Raw genomic sequence first — 22,030 nt, 5'->3', positions numbered from 1 at the left:
GGTTCTTACCCAACGCCATCTCACCGTTATCGGTGCACGGACCATCGGCCAGCACCTGACCACGCTCCACCCGCTGACCCTCATCCACAATCGGACGCTGGTTGGAACACGTGCCCTGATTCGACCGAGCGAACTTGCGCATCCGATAACTGCGCCGGGTTCCGTCGTCGGCCATCACGGTGACGTAGTCGGCGGAAACCTCTTCCACCACACCGGCCTTCTCGCTGACGACCACATCTCCGGCATCGATCGCCGCGCGCAACTCCATACCGGTACCGACCAGGGGCGCTTCCGATCGGATCAGCGGAACGGCCTGCTTCTGCATGTTCGCGCCCATGAGGGCGCGGTTGGCGTCGTCGTGCTCGAGGAACGGGATCATGGCCGTCGCGACCGACACCATCTGACGCGGCGAAACGTCCATATAGTCGATATCGGCGGAGGCGACGAGCTCTACCTCGGAGTTCTTGCGGCGCACCGGGATGCGCGCGTTGACGAACCGTCCGCCGGCGTCGAGCGGCTCGTTCGCCTGCGCCACGACGTGCAGGTCTTCCTGGTCCGCGGTGAGATAGTCGATCTCGTCGGTGACGCGGCCGTCGACCACTTTCCGGTACGGGGTCTCGATGAAGCCGAACGGATTGACTCGCGCGTACACCGACATGTAACCGATCAGGCCGATGTTCGGGCCTTCCGGGGTCTCGATCGGGCACATGCGGCCGTAATGGCTGTAGTGCACATCGCGGACTTCGAGGCTGGCGCGCTCCCGGGACAGACCACCGGGACCGAGCGCGGACAGGCGGCGTTTCTGGGTCAGGCTCGCCAGCGGATTGCGCTCGTCCAGGAACACCGACAGTTGCGAGGTTCCGAAGAACTCCTTGAGCACCGCGACGACCGGGCGGATGTTCATCAGCGTCTGCGGCGTGATCGCCTCGATGTCCTGAGTGGTCATCCGCTCGCGGACCACACGCTCCATCCGCGACAGCCCCAGCCGGATCTGGGATTGGATCAGCTCGCCGACGGTGCGCAGCCTGCGGTTGCCGAAGTGGTCGATGTCGTCGACCTCCACCCGGACCTCGACGCCACCCGGGGCGGTCATGGTCTTCTCGCCCGCGTGCAGACGCAGCAGGTATTCGATGATCGTGACGATGTCGTCCTCGGTGAGCGCCAGTGAGCCGCCGCCGGTGCGGATGCCGAGTTTCTTGTCGATCTTGTAGCGGCCGACGCGCGCCAGGTCGTAGCGCTTCTCCTTGAAGAACAGGTTCTCCAACAGGTTTTGCGCGGACTCCTTGGTCGGCGGCTCACCCGGACGCAGCTTGCGATGGATATCGAGCAGCGCCTCGTCGGTGCCCGCTGTGCCGTCCTTCTCCAGGGAGGTCATCATCACTTCGGAGAAGCCGAAGCGCTCGACGATCTGCTCACTCGTCCAGCCCAGCGCCTTGAGCAGGACCGTGACCGGCTGGCGGCGCTTGCGGTCGATGCGCACACCCACGGTGTCGCGCTTGTCCACGTCGAACTCCAGCCACGCGCCACGCGACGGAATGACCCGCACACTGTGCAGATCCTTCTCCGTGCCCTTGTCGACCGTGTGATCGAAATACACACCCGGCGAACGCACCAACTGCGACACCACGACCCGCTCGGTGCCGTTGATGATGAACGTGCCCTTATCGGTCATCATCGGGAAATCACCCATGAAGACCGTCTGGCTCTTGATCTCACCGGTGTTGTTGTTGATGAACTCCGCCGTCACGAACAACGGAGCCGCATACGTCATGTCCTTGTCTTTGCACTCATCGATCGAGGCCTTGACCTCCTCGAAGCGGGGATCGGACAGCGTCAGCGACATGGTTCCCGCGAAGTCCTCGATCGGGCTGACTTCCGCGAGCACCTCCGCCAAACCACCCGCGCCGGATTCCCCTCGCGCGGTGGCCCTTTCACGCCAGGCGGGCGCGCCGATCAACCATTCGAACGAATCGGTCTGGATTTCCAGCAGGCCCGGGACCTCCAGTGGCTCACGGATCTTCGCGAACGAGAGTCGTTTCGGCGCGCGGGAGACTCCGGCAGCGGCGGGCGTCGCGGTGTAGACGTCGGTCTGACTCGAGACTGTCAAGATGCGTCCTTCCAGCACCTCGTGACGCCCACACGTCCGTGTGGGCGTCACGGTATCTGCTTGTCCTGTGGTCGGTATTTCTCATGGCGCACCGTGCTGGACAGTGTCCGAACGTGGCTCGACAACAACGGGTGGAAGGCGGCACGCAGATTGTGCCGCTTCCACAGTCAATTCGTATTTCGAGAGTTGGACAGCACGCGACCCGGCGCGACGTCCTAAGTTACACCCGAATTAGACCGATGTCGAGGACATCAAAAAATAGACACATGATTTCTTGTGTCTTCCCGTATTTATAGTGACATCTGGCTACACCGTTCGTCAAGTCTATTAGCGGTAATTCGCCAGGGTTACTCCACCGTGGCCGCTGCGGCCGATGATGCGGCCGGTTTCCGGGTGGTCCGGACGACCGTCGCCGCGACGACGGCGAAGACCGCGCCGCACCAGAACGCCTGCGCGGGCCGGCCGGTGTGGCCGACGACGACTGCGGCGGCGGGGGGGCCGAGAACCGCGCCGATGTTGAACGCGGTGGTGGCCAACGCACCGGCGATCCGCGGCGCGGCGGGCGCCACGGCCTGCACGATCGTCGTGATCAGTGTCGATCCCACTCCGAACGCGACCGCCCCGGACGCGGTCGCCATGACCGCCACGCCGAGCAGGGTATGGGCGGTCAGAGCCGCCAGCAGCCACACGGCCACGAGCCCCATCGTTCCGAGCGCGACGATCCTTTCGCGATGACGGTCGCTGTATCGGCCGGTGAGCGTCACGCCGGCGAACGAGCCGAGGCCGAACAAGGCCAGCACGATCGGAGCCCAGCGGGCGCCCGCGTCGGCGAGCCCGGTGGTGACCGAACCGAGGAACGTGAACCCCGCGAAGGTCGCCGCGTTGACCAGGACGGCGACCAGGACGGCGGTGCGGACCGGACGTTCGCCGAGCACGGTCCACTCCCGCAGGAGGGAGGGCTGCGGTGCGATCGGCCGATCACCGGCGCGCAGCGCACCGGGCACCATCGCCCACACCGGGATCACCGCCGCGCCGCTGACGATCGCGACGGCCACGAACGCGGCACGCCATCCCCACAGCTGCCCCAGCACAGTGCCGGCCGGAACGCCCGCGATGCAGGCGACGGTCACTCCGGACACCACCACCGAGGTCGCGCGCCCCACCACGCCCGGGCCGACCAAGCCCGGCAGAGCGGCCAGCGCGATCGCCAGGAATCCGGCGTTGGCGACGGCCGCGACGACCCTGGTCATCAGCAGCACGGTGAAATCGCTGGTCGCCGCGCCGACGACATGAGTGACGCAGAAGACCGCCAAGAACGCCGCCACCGAATGCCGGACCGGCAACCTGCCCGCCGCCATCGCCATCAGCGGCGCGCCGAGCACCATGCCCGCCGCGAACAGCGAGGTCAGCAGACCGGCGGCCCCGAGCGAAACCCCGACGTCGGCGGCGATGCGCTCCAACAGGCCGGACACCATGAATTCGGACGTGCCCTGCGCGAACACCGCCACAGCCAGCACGAACACCACAATGGGCATGAAAGGAACTCCCCGGAAGAGAGGGCGCCACGCAGCAGCCGGGACGCCCGAGATGGTCGCGCAATCGGGAGAACCGTCACCCGATGCGGAGAAACCAGCATTGTCCGGCGTCGCGAAATACCCACGGGCCGCATTTCGGCCGGCGGTTGCGCATTCACAACGCCGCCCGGCACGGATGCCGGGCGGCTACCGTCTGGACGCCTCCGGAGAATTCACGACCTCACCATAACAACGCACCCGGACGAGTCCAACGCGATTTTCACCGCCCCCGTAGACGCGCTATGGCGGCGCGGTTCGCGGACGGATCGAGCGTTATGGCCGCCGCCCACACGTGCGCCGCGACGGCGCGCTGGTCGAAGAGGGCTACCCAAGCGTCGGTGGAGTCGCGGGTGTCGCTCACCCAGGTGGGTGTCGGTCCCAGTTCGGGCAGGTGGGTGTAGGTCAGCGACGTGTAGGCGCGTGCTCGGGCATCGAATATGGTTGCCGCGCAGACCGGGTCGGCTGTGGGGCGTTCGCTCAACCGGCCGGCCTGCGCGGCCTGAATCGCGTCTTGGGGGACGTCGTCGGTGAACAGCTCGCCCACCGTCAGGTAGGCGAACCCGAAACCCCATATGCGGCCGGTGAATCTCCGGATCATCCCTTCGGCCGAATCCAGGATGGGGGAGCGTTCGGCATCGGAGTCGAGGGTTATAGGGGTGTGTGCCGCGTCGTGCGCGGTGGGGTTCTCGGTGCGGGCGAATCCCCAGAAGTGCACGGTGTCGATATCGGGCGCGTCCGCTCGGCGCTCGGCGAGCATGGCCGCGAGCATGGCGTCGATCGTGGTCCTGGGTGGGTATCGGATGGCGGCACTCGTCGGCTTGCGTGATTCGGGTCGTCGATTTCGGCGCTTGGACATTCGGCTCTCGGTTACCTGTGCGAAGTAGGGGATCAGGCCGTCTCATCCGGCCGGCGCGGGACGGGAAGGTCCGCGGCGCGCGCCCTGTGGGCGGGCAGCAGAACATTCCAGAACTCGGCGCGGACCGCGTCCCACAGCCGGAAGTGGCGCGGGAACCATTCACGGACCTGCGCCAGATCCGGCAGTGCGCGCTCGTCGAAGGCGACGAAACCGTTCTGGCCCAGCGGAACCGGCACCGTGTCGCCGTTGTTGCGCAGCCGGTAGGCGGGCGTGGGGTCGGAGGCGTCGCGGAAGAACACGATCTCGATGCGACTTCCCACCACCCGCCAGGAAGCCTGTACGGCTCCGATCGTGGTGCGATGCAAACGGCTCACCCCCGCGCCGCGTCCGGTGGGGCCGCCAACGCCGACAACTGCTCCAGCACCGCTTGGATCGTGTGCACGTCGAGCACATGGTCGGTGTCGCCGCTGTCGTCCTGTGACGGGAACCCGATCCCGCGCGCGGCGGCGCGTTCCCGGTGGCTCACCGCCTGCGGTGTCAGCCGTCCCGTGATCACCAGCGTGCGGTACGCCGCCGCCTTCCACGCGCACCGCTCGATCCGGCAGGTCAGGTGCGCCCGCATCTGCTCGTGTGCCAGCCGGACGTCGGCGCGCGCGCAGATTCCGGGCGGGACGAACAGGCCCTCCGTCACTCCGTGCCGGTGTGATCCGGTGCCGGGAACCGTCGACCGTAGATCATGCGTATTCGGCTCCGGCGCGCGGGAATTCGTGACGAATTCGAGTTCCGTTCCAGGTTGTTCGGTCATGTGCATATGCTGCGAACGTGCTCACGACGGGGAGCTCGAATCGGCCGGTGCCCAGCAATCGGCGCGTACGCGCTGATCGCCTCCCGAGTGGGCGGACATCGATTCTCGCCGTGGGAAAAAGCAGGTCACACCGTGGGATAGCAGGGGAGGACGCAACGGAAATGGTCGGTACCAAGTCGGACTTCAGCCGGACGACGCTGCCGCGTCGCCAGTTGGGCCGCGCACTGCGCGACGCGCGTCAGGCCAACGGTTACACCCTCGAGCAGGTAGCCGAAGTCCTGGAGATCAGCCGATCCTCGCTCGGGCGGCTGGAGTTGGGGCAGAACGAGAAGATCAAAGTTCGGGACATCGAGTACATCTGCCAGTACTACGGGCTGCCGGACGAGCGGACCGAGTACTTGAAATCGCTGGCCGAGCACGCGCGTGTGAAACCGTGGTGGGAGGACTTCCGGGATCTGGTGCGGCCCGGGTTCAACACGTATCTGCAATTAGAGGCTGCGGCAACAGATTTGCACTTCTTCCAGACGCTTATCATACCGGGCCTCTTGCAGACTCCCGACTATGCCCGCAGTGTGCGATCCTCTGCATCAAGGGGCTCGTCCGAAGAGGTCGACTGGCTGGTGGAACGGAGAATTCAGCGATCAGCGATACTCACTCGTAAGCACAAGCCGATGCAGGCTGAATTCCTGGTGCATGAGTCGGCTCTGCGTACCGTCGTCGGTTCTACCCGGATCATGTCTTCGCAATATCGTCATCTTGCCGACATGGGTACGCGGGAGAACGTCTCGATCCGGGTAGTTCCCTTCGCTGCTGGCTTCCCGGGCGGGTTGGCGGTCCCGCCGTACATCATCATCGACTTCCCTCATGACGAGCCGTCTGTCGTCTACACCGAAGGTGCCATAGGCACGATGATTTTCGAGGAAGCGGACGATGTGAACCGCTTCCGGGTGATCCACGCAGCCGTCAATGGTGCTGCACTCGACGAGCAACGATCGAGAGATCTGCTCAGGAATATGGCCAGGAGATACGAATAATGAAGGTCGACCTATCCGGAGCGAAGTGGTTCAAGTCTGTCCACAGTGGTGAGGCCGATGCATGCGTGGAAGTCGCGTGGCTCGCGGCTGGCCACGTCGGTGTCCGCGATTCGAAGGACCCGAGCGGGCCAGCGCTCGTCTTCACGCCGGACCAATGGGACGCCTTCACGGCCAGCGTCGGCGCGTGCGGGTTCGACCTGGCATTTGATATGTGACCTCGCGGTAGCCGACAGACGGCCTGGACTTCTGCTCCGCAGCCGAAGTCCAGGCCGTATCCATCGCGACGCGAGCGACGTAGCGCTTTACCGGCGCATCCGGTTCAGCGGCGGCTGAGCCAGACCGCTGCCAGCGGGTACGGGGCGATGATCGGAGTTCCGGCGATATTCACCGTTCCGCTCCAAAGCCCCTGCCGCGGGTCGATGTCATGCAGGTCGAGGCCGAGCGGCACGAAGTCGAACGAAACATAGGTCTCGTCCGGGCCGACCGGCGTCTGATGCCCGCTTCGGCTGGAGGCGCCGCAAATCAGCGTCACAGTGCTGCCATCCCCGAAGACTTGCAGGTCGCAGTTCTCGATCGGCGACCCGATCACGTTGGAGGGGCCTCTCCCGATGTGGTAGGTCCCCGGCGGAATGACGCCGTTGCGCGGGAACTCCGGATCGTCGGCGGAGGCGACGGCGGGAGCGATCGAGACTGCGGCGGCAGCCAGCGCGAACCCGGCCACGATCTTGCCGAACTTCATGATTCCAACCCCTTCGAATCTGCGTCGAACTCAGTCCTATGTCCTAGCTTTCGTCCATCTCGTTACTGCCCTGCCACCATAGATCCGTCTCCAAACCCGCACGCCCCGCTACGGAGAGCCCCTGCCGCCCCCCAGCCCACCGCTGCCCCACGCGCCCGAGATCAGGGCACCCGCTGACCAGCGCGACCAAAGAGCGCCGGACATGCCGTCTGCTACTGTTGGCGCACTTGAGTCGTCACGGGTCGAGAGGGTGGGGATGAGTCGTCGAATCCTGTTGGCACTGCTCATCGGTGCACTGGCGACCGGAACCGTGGGATGCGAAGACACCACGACCGGATCGCCCACGACGGGGGCCAGCACTACGGCACAGGCTCTGTTCAACCCGTGCACGGGGATCCCCGACGAGGCGCTGCGGGCCGCGGGAGTCGATCCGAAAACTGAAGAGTCGGGCATCGCCGGTGTGCATCAGTCCGGCTGGGAGATCTGTAGCTGGAGAGGATCGAAGTACTCCATCACCGTGTACTCGACCGGTCGTACAGTGGCGGAGTTCGAACGCAAACCTGGAAACGTCGACTTCAAGGATGTTACGGTCGCTGGCCGTCAAGGCCGCCAATTCAGGGTCGAGGGCGCCTCTAAGAATTTCGATTGCGATGTGGTTTTCCCGGCAACTCAGGGCGTCGTGCAGGTAGCTACCATGAACAGGGCCGGGCAGGACAACTTGGAAGACCCGTGCACAGTCCTGTACCGCGTCGGAGAGTCGATCGTGCCGGTGCTACCGCGTTGATCAGGGAGGGGTCATATGAACGAGGACAATGCATCGGTGTGGAGCCGACTGGCCGGCCAAGCGCGGGGAGGGGAACTGTATCTCGACGACGAGAATGCTGCGTATCTCTGCGCCAAGGCATGTGACCAGAGAATCGCTGATCTAGAGGGGATTCGCGATCTGTCACGCAGAGTGCAAAATGTCAGCGGTTTCGGTGACTTCGACATGGCCCGGGGCCTGGAAACCAAGTTCATGAAGCAGGGTACCGGGGATAGTAATTCGATCGATCAGATCATCCTCGAGCACATCGAGACCGTGAAGAACATGCGTGAGGTCATGGCGATCTCGTTCAAGCGCATCACCGGGCAGGACATCGAGAACGCGACGCAGTTCGCGAACACCACCGAGCAGGTGCGCTGATGGTCAATCCGTTCGAGAGACTGAAAGTTCTGGAACTCGACTACGGGCAGCTCGGTTCGACTGTGCTGCGCAACGTCACCAATTGGATCTCGGGTGAAGAGTTGCAGCCCGAGGTGAATGTGGCCGGGGTGCAGGACAAGTACAACCAGCAGCGTGACGGCGTGCGCAGCCGAGCGGCCGGTGTCGGGTTCCAGGGCGAATTCCGGCCGCGGGAGGTTCTCGACGCCGACGAGTTCGAGCGGCACGATGTCGCGACGCTGCGCGGCAAGGTCGATCAGATCGATCTGAAAGCGGTCACCGATCTGGTAACCGCGTGGAACACCATCGCTGATCGGCACCAAACCTCTCTGGATACCTTCACGAAGGCGATGGCGCGGGCCACCGATGGCAGTGTGTGGCGGGGTGAGTCGCGCAACGCCGCAGCCAGTGCGGTCGCCGACTATGCCGCCCAAGGTGCGCAGGTCTCGAATGCGGCCCGGCTGACGGGCAACAAGCTGTCCGAGTTGCTGACCGGGCTGGAACCGACCAAGCAACTGGTCCCGCACGCGCCGGAGCACCGCAGTGGAATCGGCAACGCCCTCGCCTTCGTCGCCGGACGCGGATGGCGCAACGACGACGTCGCCGAGTACAACGCGAAGACCGAAGCATTGCGGGTGCTGCGAACCGTGTACGCCCCGGTTGTCATGGAATCGGATACCAACGTGCCCGTGATTCCGCGTCCGGCTTCCACCACGAATCCGGGCGGCGCAGACGACGGCACCAGCCCGCGAGGGACGAACAGCGGCAGTCAGAACCCCTCAGGAACTTCGTCGCCCAGCTCGGAGCCTTCCGGCAAGAATCCCACCGAGGATCCGGCGACTCAGTCCAGCGATCAACCCTCGGACATCGCCTCGGAGAAACCGGAGTCGACGGACACCGACCCGGCGTCCACTACGCAGGAATCGACGACCCCGGCGTCCACCACTCCGGCTTCGACAACGCCTGCGTCCACGACGCCTGCGCCGAGCACATCGCCGCACAGTCCTGGCAGCCCGCACCTGAGCACGCCGAGTAATCCCGGAACGCCGGGCGGACCCGGTGTCTCGATGCCGTCCAAAGGCACGCCGAGCAATCCCAACGCCGTCTCGGCCGCAGCCGCACGCACGGGTGCCTCGCCCGGCCGCGTCGGTACCAGCGGCATGAGCGGAATGGCGCCCGGTGCGCGCGGCGGCAAATCCGATGAGGAATCGACCAAGGGCATCCCGGATTACCTGATCACTCAGGAACACGGCGACGAGCTCACGGGGCTGGACCAGCTGCCGAGGACGGTTCCGCCGGTCATCGGCGACAACCCGCGATAAGGACCTCACCCATGCCCGAGGTGCAGAACTGGCGATTCACCGCGCTCGAATTCCGGACACTGTGGGAGTCCACCGGACGCGATGTGCTGCCGTATCCCTTGCAGCACCAGTACACGACCGAGTTCCGCTCGGAGAGTCTGCGGTTGCGGCAGGCCGCCGCGCAGTCGCTGCGCCCGCGCATCGATGACGAGTTGTTGCGCGCGGTGGAAGTGCTGCTGGCTCCGGAGGCGAGGGTGGAGGTGGCCGGATTCGCCGGTAGACGCCGCGACCGCAGGCTGCGGGCCCATGCGGGGGTGCACTACGAACACGGCGCGATCGCGGTGCAGGAACCAGGACCGAAACCCGAACACGGCGGTGACGTGGTGCTGACGTTGCTGCCCGCCGGTGCGGTGGCGCGAGCTGTGGTCGACGTGTTTCCCGCCTGTGCTCCGGGGAAGGGCAAGCAATTGCAAGCCTCCACCGAGGAGTTGGCGCGGCCGAGACCGCCGGTCCGGGACGCGTGGCGGCCGACGCCACGGGAGGAGTTCGAGCGGTTCTTCACCCGCGCCATGACCTTGATCGGGCACGTCGGCGTCTACGCGATGGGCAGCGTCGACAACCGGCATACGCACGGCCGCAAGGATTTCCAGCTCAACGACGTCGAGAACGACGGTCGCTACGTCACCTTCGGCACCGACCTGCTGACGATCAAACCCACCACCCCTGAGCGCATCGCCGCCACCTTGCAACAGATGATCGTCAGAACCGTCAAGGAAGTGCGCGGCGGCGTCCACCTACCGTATTGACCGGAGTGGCCGGGCAGGTCATCTACTATTGCGGCATGCCCGAGCGGCCCGACCTTCCCGAGTACATGATCTGGGAGGAGTTGGAGCGACTCCCCGAGGAGATCGCGAGTCAGATCGAGTTGTGGAACGGTCGCGTGGTCTGGGTTCGCCGCGGTCCCTCCGAACATCAAACATTCACCAATTTGATGTGGAGCGCCTTGCGCCGCTGTGCCGGGCAAGACATGTGCGTGCGCACACAGCATTGCTGGCGTGTCACGACGGAGACGAATGTCTTTCTGGGCCGCAGTGGTAAATCCGATTTCCTTACTCCCGACTTTCTCGCGCACAGGTGTCTCGAAACCCCGTACCAGGATGTCCGTGGCGGCGACGTCTCGCTGGTCGGGGAGGTTTTGTCGCCGTCCGACACCCAGGCTGATATCGAGGCGAAGAAGGTTCGATACGCGAGCGCCGGAATTCCGTGGTACTGGGAAGTGACTCTGGCTCGCGAAGCGAGCGCTATCGCCATTGTGCGTGCCTACGCGGTCGAGACCGGGCATGCTCAGCTTCCGGAGGGGGTTCATCCGCTCCACGCGTCCAACTACCTCATGGTCGGCGAATGGACACCCGGTGATTCGGGCGGCATCGAGATCGACTTCCCGTTCCCGATCGCCATTCCCTGGTCCGAACTCGAATTCTGAACCAGACGGGGGCAGGTGGCCTGCGGTCGGAACGAAGTCGGCACCCGCGGTCCTGAATCGGGTCGGAGAGTCGATCACTGCAGCGTCGCACGACGACACCGAACGTCCGCCCGTCTTCTCGGTGCAGGCCGGGACCCGGATCAACCCGGGCGACGAGCGGACGTTCGGTGGTGGGGGTCGGCTCCGCCGGAGGGGGGACGGCGGATGCGACGCCCGTGTCCCGCGGGGTCCGGACCGCGGGACAGGCTGCGACGGTCAGACGTTCGCGTAGGCCAGCGAGGGAACGCGCTGGATGGCGAACGAGGACCGCAGGTAGAACCACCAGGTGACGGCGGCCATCACCAGGAACGCGCCGGCGTAGGCCCAGAACGCGGGAGCCATGCTGTGCAGGTGGGTGTTGGACAACCGCAGCGCCTGCTGCAACAGCCAGCCACCGGAGGCGCCGACCGCGCCGATGACGCCGATCGCTGCGCCGGCTTGGCGTTTGGCGGAGACGGCGGCTTCGGCGATGTCGATGCCGTGCTCGGCGGCGTACTTCTTGGACTCGGCGCTGAAGATGGTCGGGATCATCCGGTAGGTCGAGCCGTTGCCGATGCCGGTGAGCACGAACAGCAGCAGGAACGCGACCAGATACAGCGGGAAGCTCTTCAGTTCCAGCGCGGCCATGATCAGCGCGACCGCGATCGCCATGCCGCCGAACACGTACAGGGTGATCTTCGCGCCGCCGACCTTGTCCGACACCCAGCCGCCGAACGGCCTGCTGAACGACCCGACCAGCGCGCCGAGGAACGCCAGGTTGCCGAGCGTGGTGATCCAGCCGATCTTGGCCAAGTCGGGGAAGTTGGCCTTGATCAGGGTCGGGAAGGCGAAGGAGAAGCCGATGAACGAGCCGAAGGTGCCGATGTAGAGGATCGCCATCACCCAGGTGTGCCGGTTGGTGAGCGCGAGCCGGTAGGACTTCCCGTCGGACTTGGCGGTGGCGATGCTGTCCATGTAGCGCAGCGCGCCGAACGCGGCGGCCAGGATGAACGGCACCCAGACCAGCACCGACAGTGTGATGCCGAAGCGATAGCCGCCCGGGTCCTTGGCCATGATGTGGGTGCCGAGGGTGATCACCAGCGGCAGGATCAGCTGGGTCTGGGCGACGCCGAGGTTGCCGCCCGCCGCGTTGATGCCAAGGGCCGCACCCTTCTTGCCCTCCGGGAAGAAGAAGTTGATGTTGGCCATCGAGGAGGAGAAGTTGCCGCCGCCGACGCCCGCGAGCGCCGCGAGCACCAGGAACACCCACATCGGGGTGCCCGGCTGGTTGACGAAGTAGGCCAGGCCGAGCGTGGGCAGCAGCAGCATTCCCGCACTGAACACCGTGAACGCCCGCCCGCCGAACCGGGGAATGGCGAAGGTGTACGGAATGCGCAGCGCGGCGCCGACCAAGGTGGGGGTCGAGGTCAGCAGTAGCGCGTTGCTCACCGCGGTGGGATTGCCCTTGCCGAGACCGGCGAGGAAGTCGAATCCGGCGGCGCCCATGCTGGTCACCACGGTGCCCCAGATGACCCAGATGCTGAAGCCGAGATTCTCGGCGAACACGGAGAAGATGAGGTTCTTGCGCGCGGTCTTCGCGCCGCCGGAGGCCCAGAACGTCGGATTGTCCGGATCCCAGTGGTCGAGCCAGCGTCCACGTTTCTGATATTCGAAAGTCGTTGTCTGCGACTGCTGGCCGGTGGCTGCTACGGCGGTCATCGGCTTCCTCTCGATTCGGCTCGACCGGCCCTCATCGCGGCGCAGTGCCGCCGGCGGCTGTCGAGTGCCTAGCTACGGTCGAGACAAAGGTATGAGCCGCGTGTTGCGTCCCCGTGGCCCTCGATGACGTTCCCGGCAATTCCGACTCACATCACGCGGCCGGTAATGGTGACCACTCGGTTACCTGACGCGTTTATCGCGCGTCGGGATATTCCGCGATGAGCGAATTGAGGAAGCAGCGGGTCGCGGAGGCGGCCCGTTCGGGATCGCCGTCGATGACAGCGTGCACCAGCGCGGCGTGCTCGTCGGTGTAGGAGTCGTCGGACTTGGCCGTGCGCGCGCGGATGACCTGTTCGATGATCGGCAGCAGCGAATCGTAGAACTCGAGGTACACGGCGTTGTGGCTGGCGACGACGATCGCGCGGTGCAGTTGGACGTCGGCCTCGATCGCGGCGGTGGGGTCCTCGTCCCATTTCTTGTCGCGTTCGGCCAGCAGGCGCTGGAGGTTCGCGATGTCGGTGTCGTCGCGGCGGCGCGCGGCCAGGCCCGCTGCGGTGACGTCCAGCGCGAGGCGCAGCTCCAGCACGTCGCGTTCCTCCGCGTCGGCGAAATATTTGCCGAGCGTTCCGCCGAGGTCCGATGCGGCGATGACGTACGTTCCAGAGCCTTGGCGACGCTCCAGCATGCCGGCGTGCACGAGGGCCTGCACGGCCTCGCGCACGGTGTTGCGGCCGGTGCCGGTGAGCTCGGTGAGCTCCGGCTCGGTCGGGATGCGGGAGCCGATCGGCCAACGGCCGGAACGGATTTCGGCACGCAGCTGTTCGGTGACCTGGGCGATGAGGCTGGTGCGCCGGACGGGTTGCACCTCGACAGAGTACCGCCCATCACAAATCGTTGCCGCTCTTCATCCGGTCATCCTATGATTTCTCGGTGACTGCGACCCTTCCGGAAACCGAGACTCGCCAGGAAACCGTCCTGGTCGAGCGCCGTCGACGTGCGCTGACCGAGGGCCGGGTGCTGGTCCTGGCCGCCATCGTGATGTCGGCGCTCACGCTGCGCGTCGCCGTCACCGCGTTCAGCCCGCTTGCCGAGCGGATCGGCTCCGAGATCGGTTACGGCGCCGCCGTTGTCGGCGTCTTCGGGATGCTGCCCACCGCCATGTTCGCGCTGTCGGGGCTGCTCACCCCGGTTCTCGCGGTCCGGCTCGGACTGGAGCGCACCGCGCTGACGGCCATGCTGATGGCGGGCGCGGGCATGTCGATCCGGGTGCTGATGTCGGGCACCGCCGAACTGCTGATCTTCTCCGCCCTGGCCCTCGCGGGCATGGGCATCGGCAACGTGGTGATCCCGCCGCTGGTGAAGCGGTACTTCCCGGATCGCCTCGCCGTGATCAGCTCGCTGTACATCGTGATGGTGCAACTCGGCACGGTGGTGCCCGCCTTCACCGCCGTCCCGGTCGCGGACGCGCACGGCTGGCGCGTTTCGCTCGGCGTGTGGGGCCTGCTGGGGTTCGCCGCGGCGGTGCCGTGGCTGGCGGTGCTGCGCGGCCGGCGCGGACACGACGGCGCCGACCGCACGGCGGTGCCCGAGCAGCCGCCGCACAACGGGCGGGTGTGGCGCTCGCCGATCGCATGGGGCATGGCCGGCATGTTCGGCATGACCTCGCTCACCACCTACGCGATGTTCACCTGGTTGCCGAAGATCCTGAGCGAAGCGGGCGCGAGCGCCGCGTACGGCGGAGCCATGGTCGGGCTGTTCGCCGTGGTGGGCCTGGTCGCCGCACTCTCCGCGCCGACGGTGGTGGCCCGGTTCCGCAATCCGTTCCCCGTCGTGGTCGGTTGCGCGGCGCTGTTCTTCATCGCGTTCGCCGGTCTGCTGATCGCGCCGATGGCCGCGCCGATCCTGTGGGTGGTCGTGCTCGGTCTCGGGCCCAGCACGTTCCCGATGGCGCTCACGCTGATCAATCTGCGCACCCGCACCCCTGCCGGGTCGGCCGCGCTGTCGGGCTTCACCCAGGGCGTCGGCTACGCGGTGGCCTGCGTGGGTCCGCTGCTGTTCGGCGTGCTGCACACGACGACGGGCGGCTGGCTCGTCCCGTTCGCCATGCTGGGCGTGGCCGTGCTGGTGCTGCTCGCGGGCGCGTGGCAGGCGTGCAAGCCGCGCGTGCTCGAAGACACCTGGAATTGACGCGCGCCGCCGCGGGCCGGAAATCTCACAGTTCCGGTTGCGCGGCTGTGCGAACAGGTCCAGGATTGGCGCATTCGATTTACGCGACGTAGCGCGCGTCACACCTCACCGGCCGTCGAATTCGAGATCGGCCTATTTGTGACGGACGGAAACCGTTGTGTCACATGCCTGAAACATTCGCTCGAAACTCACCTCGGATCACCGGTAATCGTGAGCAACCGTTGATTTGACGGTCATTTCGCGCAGCATTTCGGCAATACCCATTTCCTACCGTGGGGCCAACCGACTTTGGGAGGCCCCGTTGAGCACGCTGACGCGTAACCGTCTGGAAGCGCTGGGACGGACGAAGATCCGCAGGCCGCGCCTCGAGCATTGGGATGCCGAGGACGTCACCGCTTGGGAAGCGGGCGGCAAGGACATCGCCCGCCGCAACCTGATCTGGTCGGTCTTCGCCGAGCACGTCGGATTCTCGGTGTGGTCGATCTGGTCGGTGATGGTGCTGTTCATGCCGACCGACAAGTTCGGCATCGACCCGGCGGGCAAGTTCTTCCTGGTCGCCATGCCGACCCTGGTGGGCGCGTTCCTGCGGATTCCCTACACCGTGGCGACCGCGCGGTTCGGCGGCCGCAACTGGACCGTGTTCAGCGCGGTGATGCTGCTGATTCCGACGCTGCTCACGCTGTACTTCGTCAACCAGCCCGGCACCTCGTACACGACGTTCCTCGTGATCGCCGCGTTCGCCGGCTTCGGCGGCGGCAACTTCGCCTCCTCGATGACCAACATCAACGCGTTCTACCCGCAGCGGCTCAAGGGCTGGGCGCTCGGCCTGAACGCGGGCGGCGGCAACATCGGCGTTCCGGTGATCCAGCTGATCGGCCTGCTGGTCATCGCGACCCTCGGCAACGGCTACGCCTCACTGATCTGCGCGGTGTACCTGGTGCTGATCGCGGTCGCCGGCGTGGGCGCCGCGCTGTTCATGGACAACCTGCCCAACCAGAAGGCCGATCTCTCCTACATGCTCACCGCGCTGAAGGTGCCGCAGTCCTGGGCGATCGCGTTCCTCTACATCGGCACCTTCGGCTCGTTCATCGGCTACAGCTTCGCCTTCGGCCAGATCCTGCAGATCAGCTTCCGCGCCGGCGGCGACAGCGTCGCGCAGGCCACGCTGCACGCAGCGCAGATCGCGTTCATCGGCCCGCTGCTCGGCTCGCTGGCCCGCCCGTACGGCGGCAAGTGGGCCGACCGCATCGGCGGCAGCCGGGTGACCCTCTACGTCTTCGGCGCGATGATGGCGGCGGCGGTGCTGGTCACCGTGGCCAGCACGCTGGCCGACAACAACAACGGCGTGGCCGGCGGCGGTGTGATGACCGCGCTCGTCATCGGCTTCATCGCCCTGTTCGTGCTCTCCGGCATCGGCAACGGGTCGGTCACCAAGATCATCCCGTCGGTGTTCGAGGCGAAGTCCAAGAGCCTGGACGCCACGCCCGCCCAGCAGGCGGCCTGGTCGCAGAACACCTCCGGCGCGCTGATCGGTTTCGTCGGCGCCATCGGCGCACTCGGCGGCGTCGGCATCAACCTGGTGCTGCGCTCCTCCTACGCGTCCACCAAGTCGGCGACCACCGCGTTCTGGGTGTTCATGGCCTTCTACGTGGTGTGCGCCCTGGTGGTCTGGGCGGTGTTCCTGCGCCGTCCCGGTCTGCGCGCCCTGCCCGCAGATTCCGAGGTGGTGGCCGAAGCCGAGACCTTCGTCCTCGAAGCCGAGGCCAGCCAGTCCCAGTCCCCGTCCGCCGGCTCGGCCCGCGCCTGACACCCGATCCAGTCCAGGAGGACCAACAGATGAACCCCACAGTCGCTCGCAAGACCGCGGTGGTCGTCGGCCACGGAATGGTCGGGCACCGGTTCGTCGAGGCGCTGCGCTCGCGCGACACCGAAGGCCAGTGGCAGGTGATCATCCTCAGCGAGGAGCAGCTGCCCGCCTACGACCGCGTCGGCCTGTCGTCCTACGTCGGCGCCTGGGACCCCAAGGCGCTGGCGCTGCCCGGCAACGAGTACGCCGGTGACGAGCTGGTCGAGCTGCGGCTGGGCCAGAGCGCCGAGTCGATCGACCGGGCGGCGCGCAAGGTGACCACGTCCTCGGGCGACATCCTCGCCTACGACGCGCTGGTGCTGGCCACCGGCTCCTACCCGTTCGTTCCGCCGGTGCCCGGTCACGACCGGCCGGAATGCTTCGTCTATCGCACCATCGACGACCTCGACGGCATCCGCGCGGCCGCCGAAGCCGCCGGTCCGGGCGCGGCGGGCGTGGTGGTCGGCGGCGGCCTGCTCGGCCTGGAGGCCGCGAACGCGCTGCGGCTGCTCGGGCTCACCCCGCACGTGGTCGAGTACAACACCAGGCTGATGCCCGCCCAGGTCGACGAGGGCGGCGGCGCCATCCTGGAGCGCCTGGTCACCGACCTCGGCCTGCACGTGCACACCGGTGTCGGCACCTCCTCGATCGAGGCCGCGGGCGACGGCGTGAAGGTCACCCTCTCCGACGAGAGCGTGATCGAGGCCGGGCTGGTGGTGTTCTCCGCCGGTGTCCGCCCGCGCGACCAGATCGGCCGCGACGCGGGACTGGAGATCGCTCCGCGCGGCGGCATCGTCACCGATCTGGGCCTGCAGACCTCCGATCCGAACATCTGGGCCATCGGCGAATGCGCCGCCGTGGAGGGCGTGTGCTATGGCCTGGTCGCCCCGGGTTACAGCACCGCGGAGATCGTGGCCGACCGCCTGCTCGGCGGCGCGGGCGAGTTCCCCGGCGCGGACATGTCCACCAAGCTGAAGCTGCTGGGTGTCGACGTGGCCAGCTTCGGTGACGCGCACGGCGTCGCCGAGGGCGCGCTGTCGGTCGTGCTGCACGACGCGGCCAAGGGCACCTACGCCAAGCTGGTCGTCTCCGATGACGCGAAGACGCTGCTCGGCGGCATCCTGGTCGGCGACGCCACCGCCTACTCGGCGCTGCGCCCGCTGGTCGGCCGCCCGCTGCCCGCCGAACCGGCCGCGCTGATCTCGCCCGCGGGCGCCGAACTCGGCGCCGACGCGCTGCCCGACGACGCGCAGATCTGCTCGTGCAACAACGTGTCCAAGGGCGCGATCTGCGGGGCGATCGCCGAAGGCGCGTGCGACATCCCGGCCATCAAGAGCTGCACCAGCGCCGGAACTTCGTGCGGCGGTTGCGTGCCCATGCTCAAGAAGCTGCTCGAGCAGTCCGGCGTGGAGATGTCCAAGGCGCTGTGCGAGCACTTCGAGCAGTCGCGCGCCGAGCTGTTCCAGATCGTCCAGGTCACCGGCATCCGCACCTTCTCCGGCCTGATCGCCAAGTACGGCAAGGGCACCGGCTGCGACATCTGCAAGCCGACCGTGGCGTCCATCCTCGCCTCCACCTCGAGCGACCACATCCTCGACGGCGAGCAGGCGGCGCTGCAGGACACCAACGACCACTTCCTGGCCAACCTGCAGAAGAACGGCACCTACTCGGTGGTGCCGAGGATGCCGGGCGGTGAGGTCACCGCCGAGCAGCTGATCACCATCGGCGAGGTGGCCAAGGAATTCGGCCTGTACGTGAAGGTCACCGGCGGCCAGCGCATCGACCTGTTCGGCGCGCGCGTCGAACAGCTGCCGCTGATCTGGAAGCGACTGGTCGACGCGGGCATGGAATCCGGTCACGCGTACGGCAAGTCGCTGCGCACCGTGAAGAGCTGCGTCGGCTCCACCTGGTGCCGCTACGGCCAGCAGGACTCGGTCGGCATGGCCGTGCTGCTGGAGAAGCGTTACCGCGGACTGCGTTCGCCGCACAAGCTGAAGCTGGCCGTCTCCGGGTGCGCCCGCGAATGCGCCGAGGCGCGCGGCAAGGACGTCGGCGTGATCGCCACCGAGAACGGCTGGAACCTCTACGTCGGCGGCAACGGCGGTCTCACCCCGAAGCACGCCGTGCTGCTGGCCGGTGAACTCGACGACGAGACGCTGATCAAGTACATCGACCGGTATCTGATGTTCTACATCCGCACCGCCGACCGTTTGCAGCGCACCGCGCCCTGGCAGGAGGCGCTGGAAGGCGGCATGGATTACCTCAAGCAGGTGATCTGCGAGGACAGCCTCGGCATCGCCGAGGATCTGGAGGCGGCGATGGCCCAGCACGTCGCCGGCTACCGCGACGAGTGGGCCGCGGTGCTGGACGACGAGGAGAAGCTGTCTCGCTTCGTGTCGTTCGTCAACGCCCCGGAGGAGACCGATCCGACGATTTCCTTCGACGAATCCGGGGAGCGGAAAGTTCCCGTCCTGCTCGGACTGCCGGAAGTTCCGGTCGCCACGCAGGGGAAATGACCGCTTAACCGCTTGGAAACAGAACGTCGGTACCAATGAGTAAGGCGTTTGGAGGATGACACCGATGACCGTGATCGATACCCCCGGCATCGCCGCAGCAACCACCACGGGGTGGACGCAGGCTTGCCGTCTCGACTACCTGATCCCCGGCCGCGGCGTTGCGGTGTTGCTGCGAGGCGGCCGGCAGGCCGCGCTTTTCCTGCTGGACAACGGCATGCTGTATGCCGTCGGCAATATCGATCCGATCGGACGGGCGGCGGTCATGTCGCGCGGGATCGTCGGCGATCGCGGCGGGGTGCCCGTCGTGGCCTCGCCGCTGCTGAAGCAGGCCTTCTCCCTGGTCGACGGGCATTGCCTGGACGACGAATCGGCGATGCTGCCGGTGTACGCGGTGCGCGTGGACGACGGCATCGTTTCGATTTCCAACGAGCCGGTCGCCACCGCGCTCGCGTCCTCGGATGGATGAACGCCAATGACAACAGTTGACGCGGGCGCGAGCCTGGCCGGATTCACGGTGGGCATCACGGCCGCCCGCCGGGCGGAGGAATTCGCCACGCTGCTGGAACGCCGGGGCGCGAACATCGTTTCCGCACCGGCCATCCGCATCATCCCGCTGGCCGACGACAACGAACTGGAGCGCGTGACCAGGCAGCTGGTCGCCGATCCGCCGCAGATCACCGTGGCCACCACCGGAATCGGCTTCCGCGGGTGGATGGAGGCGGCCGAGGGCTGGGGCCTCGCCGAAGACCTGCGCGCGACGCTGGGCACCACCCGCATGCTCGCGCGCGGCCCGAAGGCCAAGGGCGCCATCCGCGCCGCGGAACTGCGGGAGGAATGGTCACCCGCCTCCGAGTCGTCCGCCGAGGTGCTGGATCACCTGCTCGCCGAAGGCGTGGAGGGCGTGCGGATCGCCGTGCAGCTGCACGGGGCCACCACCGAGTGGGAGCCGGTGCCCGATTTCTGCGAGGTATTGCGTTGCGCGGGCGCGGATGTCGTGCCGGTGCCGGTGTACCGCTGGGTGCCGCCGGACGACCAGGGGCCGATGGACCACCTGATCGAGGCCATCGTCACCTCCGGCATGGACTGCGTCACCTTCACCAGCGCCCCCGCCGTGGCGTCGATGTTGATGCGCGCCAAGGAAACCGGGCTGCTCGAAGGGCTGCTGTACGCGCTGCGCGGCCGGGTCTTGCCCGCCTGCGTCGGTCCGATCACGGCCGCGCCGCTGGAAGAACTCGGGGTGCCGACCTCGATGCCGGGCCGGGCCAGGCTGGGCGCGCTGGCTCGCCACGTCGCCGAGGAACTGCCCAGGCGGGCCAACCGGATTCACGCCGCGGGCCACATCATCAGCGTGCGCGGCGCGTGCGTGGTCGTCGACGGTCAGGTGCGTCAGCTGGCGCCCGCGCCGATGGCCCTGATGCGCTCGCTGGCCCGCCAGCCCGGCCGGGTCGTCTCGCGCGAGGACCTGCTCGCCGCGCTGCCCGGCGGCGGGGACGACACACACGCGGTGGAGACCGCCATCGCCAGGCTGCGCGCCGGACTCGGCACGCCGAAAGCGATCCAGACCGTGGTCAAACGTGGCTACCGGCTCGCGCTGGACCCGGCGGAATGTATCGACAACAACCCACGGCCCACCGCGACAGGAGGACCGCAGGTGCCCGGCGTCGGAATTCCGACCCGGGCACCTCGGTACATCCAGGCTGCGGGGAGCTGGTGACCGCGCCGGCCCTGGTGCTGGTGGCCCACGGGACCCGCAGCACCAAGGGCGTGCAGATGATCGCGGCGCTCGCCGAGGCCGTGACGAAGGAGCTCGGTGCCGGGATTTCGGGGCCCGGCACCGAGACACCGTGGGTGCGAACGGCCTTCGTGGACGTGCTCGGTCCTTCGCCCTCGGAAGTGCTGCGCGATCTGGTGACCCCGGCCGGGGAATCCGTTCCGGCGGTGGTGGTTCCGGCGTTTCTGGCCTCCGGGTACCACGTCTACCAGGACGTGCCGCGCGAGGTCGCCGAGAGCCGGCATCCCGCGGTGACGGTCACGCCGGCCATGGGGCCGGATCCGGCGCTGGCGCGGATCATGGCGATGCGTCTGTGCGCGGCGGGTTGGCGCCCGGGTGACGCCGTGGTCTTCGCCGCCGCGGGCTCGTCGGACGCCCGCGCCCGGCAGGACGTCCGCCGCGCGGCCGCGCTGCTGGCCGAACGTCTCGGCGCCCCGGTTCGCATCGGCTACGTCGCGACCGGCGCGCCGCGCGTGCCGGACGTCGTCGCGGAACTTCGCGAGGCGGGGGCGGGCCGCGTGTTCGTCGCCTCGTATCTGCTCGCGCACGGCCTGTTCCAGCAGCGCCTGCACGAGTCGGGCGCCGACGGCGTCGCCGGGCCCATCGGCGTACACCCTGCGGTGGTCCGGTTGATCGCCGAGCGCTACCGGGTCGCGGCGGGGGAGCCGGCGCGGGTTCGCTGAGCGTTATCGGGTCGGGTGAGTTAGCTGGTGCCGGTCCGGGATCGCTGTCGGGTCGCGGTGGGGAGTTGGCGGGGCTTCGCTGCGCCTGACGGATAGCCGTGGGGGTGTTGGCGCGGGCTTTGCCACACGCTATCCGGTCCCGGTGAGGACTTGGTGGCCTCGCTGCGCGCGTCGGGTCGCGGTGGGCAGT

21 protein-coding genes are annotated in these 22,030 nt (G+C 67.1%); 13 read left to right on the top strand and 8 right to left on the bottom strand.

The window, feature by feature from the left end; translation table 11 throughout:
• From rpoB to U3653_RS29860, 5 genes are all read right to left on the bottom strand, one after another.
• Positions 1 to 2,125, bottom strand: a 2,125-nt coding sequence (gene rpoB, locus U3653_RS29880) for a DNA-directed RNA polymerase subunit beta (protein ID WP_435406599.1), incomplete at its 3' end; no start/stop codon positions are given.
• A gap of 329 nt (positions 2,126 to 2,454) precedes the next feature.
• Positions 2,455 to 3,642 carry a Cmx/CmrA family chloramphenicol efflux MFS transporter gene (locus U3653_RS29875; protein ID WP_195081996.1) on the bottom strand — a complete coding sequence of 396 codons (1,188 nt, stop codon included), beginning with the start codon at positions 3,640 to 3,642 and terminating at the stop codon, positions 2,455 to 2,457.
• A gap of 259 nt (positions 3,643 to 3,901) precedes the next feature.
• Positions 3,902 to 4,450 carry a hypothetical protein gene (locus U3653_RS29870; RefSeq protein WP_195081995.1) on the bottom strand — a complete coding sequence of 183 codons (549 nt, stop codon included), beginning with the start codon at positions 4,448 to 4,450 and terminating at the stop codon, positions 3,902 to 3,904.
• Positions 4,451 to 4,569: 119 nt separating this feature from the next.
• Positions 4,570 to 4,911 carry a hypothetical protein gene (locus U3653_RS29865; protein WP_324722488.1) on the bottom strand — a complete coding sequence of 114 codons (342 nt, stop codon included), beginning with the start codon at positions 4,909 to 4,911 and terminating at the stop codon, positions 4,570 to 4,572.
• The gene (locus U3653_RS29860) at positions 4,908 to 5,342 is read right to left on the bottom strand and encodes a hypothetical protein (protein ID WP_195081993.1); all 435 of its coding nucleotides are present in this window, start codon (positions 5,340 to 5,342) and stop codon (positions 4,908 to 4,910) included. Before U3653_RS29860 ends, U3653_RS29865 begins: the two co-directional genes overlap by 4 nt.
• Positions 5,343 to 5,503: 161 nt before the next feature.
• Between U3653_RS29860 and U3653_RS29855 the strand changes: the two genes are divergently transcribed.
• Together U3653_RS29855 and U3653_RS29850 are read left to right on the top strand one after the other, a co-directional pair.
• Positions 5,504 to 6,376 (top strand): helix-turn-helix domain-containing protein, encoded by an 873-nt coding sequence (locus tag U3653_RS29855; RefSeq protein ID WP_195081992.1) that lies wholly within the window; start codon positions 5,504 to 5,506, stop codon positions 6,374 to 6,376.
• Entirely contained in the window at positions 6,376 to 6,591 is a 216-nt protein-coding gene (locus U3653_RS29850; protein ID WP_195081991.1) for a DUF397 domain-containing protein, read from the top strand. Before U3653_RS29855 ends, U3653_RS29850 begins: the two co-directional genes overlap by 1 nt.
• 104 nt (positions 6,592 to 6,695) lie before the next feature.
• Here U3653_RS29850 and U3653_RS29845 read toward each other — a convergent pair whose 3' ends face one another.
• Positions 6,696 to 7,115: a hypothetical protein gene (locus tag U3653_RS29845; protein WP_195081990.1), complete on the bottom strand. Its 420-nt coding sequence runs from the start codon at positions 7,113 to 7,115 to the stop codon at positions 6,696 to 6,698.
• A 274-nt stretch (positions 7,116 to 7,389) separates the two neighbouring features.
• Here U3653_RS29845 and U3653_RS29840 point away from each other — a divergent pair, with 274 nt between their 5' ends.
• The 5 genes from U3653_RS29840 to U3653_RS29820 are packed head-to-tail and all read left to right on the top strand — an operon-like array spanning position 7,390 to position 11,100.
• Complete coding sequence (locus U3653_RS29840) at positions 7,390 to 7,899, top strand: DUF3558 domain-containing protein (RefSeq protein ID WP_195081989.1); 510 nt, start codon at positions 7,390 to 7,392, stop codon at positions 7,897 to 7,899.
• A gap of 15 nt (positions 7,900 to 7,914) precedes the next feature.
• Positions 7,915 to 8,298 carry a hypothetical protein gene (locus U3653_RS29835; protein ID WP_195081988.1) on the top strand — a complete coding sequence of 128 codons (384 nt, stop codon included), beginning with the start codon at positions 7,915 to 7,917 and terminating at the stop codon, positions 8,296 to 8,298.
• Positions 8,298 to 9,638 (top strand): hypothetical protein, encoded by a 1,341-nt coding sequence (locus U3653_RS29830; RefSeq protein WP_195081987.1) that lies wholly within the window; start codon positions 8,298 to 8,300, stop codon positions 9,636 to 9,638. The genes U3653_RS29835 and U3653_RS29830 overlap by 1 nt, the downstream gene beginning before the upstream one ends.
• 11 nt (positions 9,639 to 9,649) lie before the next feature.
• Positions 9,650 to 10,423 (top strand): ESX secretion-associated protein EspG, encoded by a 774-nt coding sequence (locus U3653_RS29825; protein WP_195081986.1) that lies wholly within the window; start codon positions 9,650 to 9,652, stop codon positions 10,421 to 10,423.
• A 35-nt stretch (positions 10,424 to 10,458) separates the two neighbouring features.
• A complete protein-coding gene (locus tag U3653_RS29820) occupies positions 10,459 to 11,100 on the top strand; it encodes a Uma2 family endonuclease (protein WP_323124387.1) in 642 nt (213 codons plus the stop codon).
• Between the two features lie 255 nt (positions 11,101 to 11,355).
• Here U3653_RS29820 and U3653_RS29815 read toward each other — a convergent pair whose 3' ends face one another.
• Together U3653_RS29815 and U3653_RS29810 are read right to left on the bottom strand one after the other, a co-directional pair.
• Positions 11,356 to 12,837, bottom strand: a complete 1,482-nt coding sequence (locus tag U3653_RS29815) for an MFS transporter (RefSeq protein WP_195081985.1) — start codon at positions 12,835 to 12,837, stop codon at positions 11,356 to 11,358.
• 193 nt (positions 12,838 to 13,030) lie between these two features.
• On the bottom strand, positions 13,031 to 13,702 hold the full coding sequence (locus tag U3653_RS29810; RefSeq protein ID WP_195081984.1) for a FadR/GntR family transcriptional regulator: 672 nt from the start codon (positions 13,700 to 13,702) through the stop codon (positions 13,031 to 13,033).
• A gap of 65 nt (positions 13,703 to 13,767) precedes the next feature.
• Here U3653_RS29810 and U3653_RS29805 point away from each other — a divergent pair, with 65 nt between their 5' ends.
• From U3653_RS29805 to U3653_RS29780, 6 genes are all read left to right on the top strand, one after another.
• On the top strand, positions 13,768 to 15,024 hold the full coding sequence (locus U3653_RS29805) for an MFS transporter (RefSeq protein ID WP_397069122.1): 1,257 nt from the start codon (positions 13,768 to 13,770) through the stop codon (positions 15,022 to 15,024).
• A gap of 310 nt (positions 15,025 to 15,334) precedes the next feature.
• Positions 15,335 to 16,831, top strand: a complete 1,497-nt coding sequence (locus U3653_RS29800; protein WP_323124403.1) for a nitrate/nitrite transporter — start codon at positions 15,335 to 15,337, stop codon at positions 16,829 to 16,831.
• A gap of 29 nt (positions 16,832 to 16,860) precedes the next feature.
• Positions 16,861 to 19,386 (top strand): nitrite reductase large subunit NirB, encoded by a 2,526-nt coding sequence (gene nirB, locus U3653_RS29795; RefSeq protein WP_195081983.1) that lies wholly within the window; start codon positions 16,861 to 16,863, stop codon positions 19,384 to 19,386.
• Between the two features lie 64 nt (positions 19,387 to 19,450).
• Positions 19,451 to 19,852 (top strand): nitrite reductase small subunit NirD, encoded by a 402-nt coding sequence (gene nirD, locus U3653_RS29790; RefSeq protein WP_067810636.1) that lies wholly within the window; start codon positions 19,451 to 19,453, stop codon positions 19,850 to 19,852.
• 6 nt (positions 19,853 to 19,858) lie between these two features.
• Positions 19,859 to 21,100: a uroporphyrinogen-III synthase gene (locus U3653_RS29785; RefSeq protein ID WP_067810634.1), complete on the top strand. Its 1,242-nt coding sequence runs from the start codon at positions 19,859 to 19,861 to the stop codon at positions 21,098 to 21,100.
• On the top strand, positions 21,097 to 21,840 hold the full coding sequence (locus tag U3653_RS29780) for a sirohydrochlorin chelatase (RefSeq protein ID WP_195081982.1): 744 nt from the start codon (positions 21,097 to 21,099) through the stop codon (positions 21,838 to 21,840). The genes U3653_RS29785 and U3653_RS29780 overlap by 4 nt, the downstream gene beginning before the upstream one ends.
• Positions 21,841 to 22,030: the final 190 nt, after the last annotated feature.

It is taken from the genome of Nocardia implantans, from assembly GCF_035544775.1.
GTDB classification, from domain to species: Bacteria; Actinomycetota; Actinomycetes; order Mycobacteriales; family Mycobacteriaceae; genus Nocardia; species Nocardia implantans.
The sequence above is the reverse complement of the archived record's forward strand: the minus strand, read 5'-3'. Positions and strand labels throughout refer to the sequence as shown.

Excerpts from the sequence above, each read along its gene's own strand:
- U3653_RS29830 (WP_195081987.1), top strand. The coding sequence starts at position 8,298 with ATGGTCAATCCGTTCGAGAGACTGAAAGTTCTGGAACTCGACTACGGG.
- U3653_RS29875 (WP_195081996.1), bottom strand. The coding sequence starts at position 3,642 with ATGCCCATTGTGGTGTTCGTGCTGGCTGTGGCGGTGTTCGCGCAGGGC.
- U3653_RS29815 (WP_195081985.1), bottom strand. The coding sequence starts at position 12,837 with ATGACCGCCGTAGCAGCCACCGGCCAGCAGTCGCAGACAACGACTTTC.
- U3653_RS29820 (WP_323124387.1), top strand. The coding sequence starts at position 10,459 with ATGCCCGAGCGGCCCGACCTTCCCGAGTACATGATCTGGGAGGAGTTG.
- U3653_RS29835 (WP_195081988.1), top strand. The coding sequence starts at position 7,915 with ATGAACGAGGACAATGCATCGGTGTGGAGCCGACTGGCCGGCCAAGCG.
- U3653_RS29845 (WP_195081990.1), bottom strand. The coding sequence starts at position 7,115 with ATGAAGTTCGGCAAGATCGTGGCCGGGTTCGCGCTGGCTGCCGCCGCA.
- U3653_RS29870 (WP_195081995.1), bottom strand. The coding sequence starts at position 4,450 with ATGCTCGCGGCCATGCTCGCCGAGCGCCGAGCGGACGCGCCCGATATC.
- nirB (WP_195081983.1), top strand. The coding sequence starts at position 16,861 with ATGAACCCCACAGTCGCTCGCAAGACCGCGGTGGTCGTCGGCCACGGA.
- U3653_RS29825 (WP_195081986.1), top strand. The coding sequence starts at position 9,650 with ATGCCCGAGGTGCAGAACTGGCGATTCACCGCGCTCGAATTCCGGACA.
- U3653_RS29860 (WP_195081993.1), bottom strand. The coding sequence starts at position 5,342 with ATGACCGAACAACCTGGAACGGAACTCGAATTCGTCACGAATTCCCGC.
- U3653_RS29855 (WP_195081992.1), top strand. The coding sequence starts at position 5,504 with ATGGTCGGTACCAAGTCGGACTTCAGCCGGACGACGCTGCCGCGTCGC.
- U3653_RS29785 (WP_067810634.1), top strand. The coding sequence starts at position 19,859 with ATGACAACAGTTGACGCGGGCGCGAGCCTGGCCGGATTCACGGTGGGC.
- nirD (WP_067810636.1), top strand. The coding sequence starts at position 19,451 with ATGACCGTGATCGATACCCCCGGCATCGCCGCAGCAACCACCACGGGG.
- U3653_RS29850 (WP_195081991.1), top strand. The coding sequence starts at position 6,376 with ATGAAGGTCGACCTATCCGGAGCGAAGTGGTTCAAGTCTGTCCACAGT.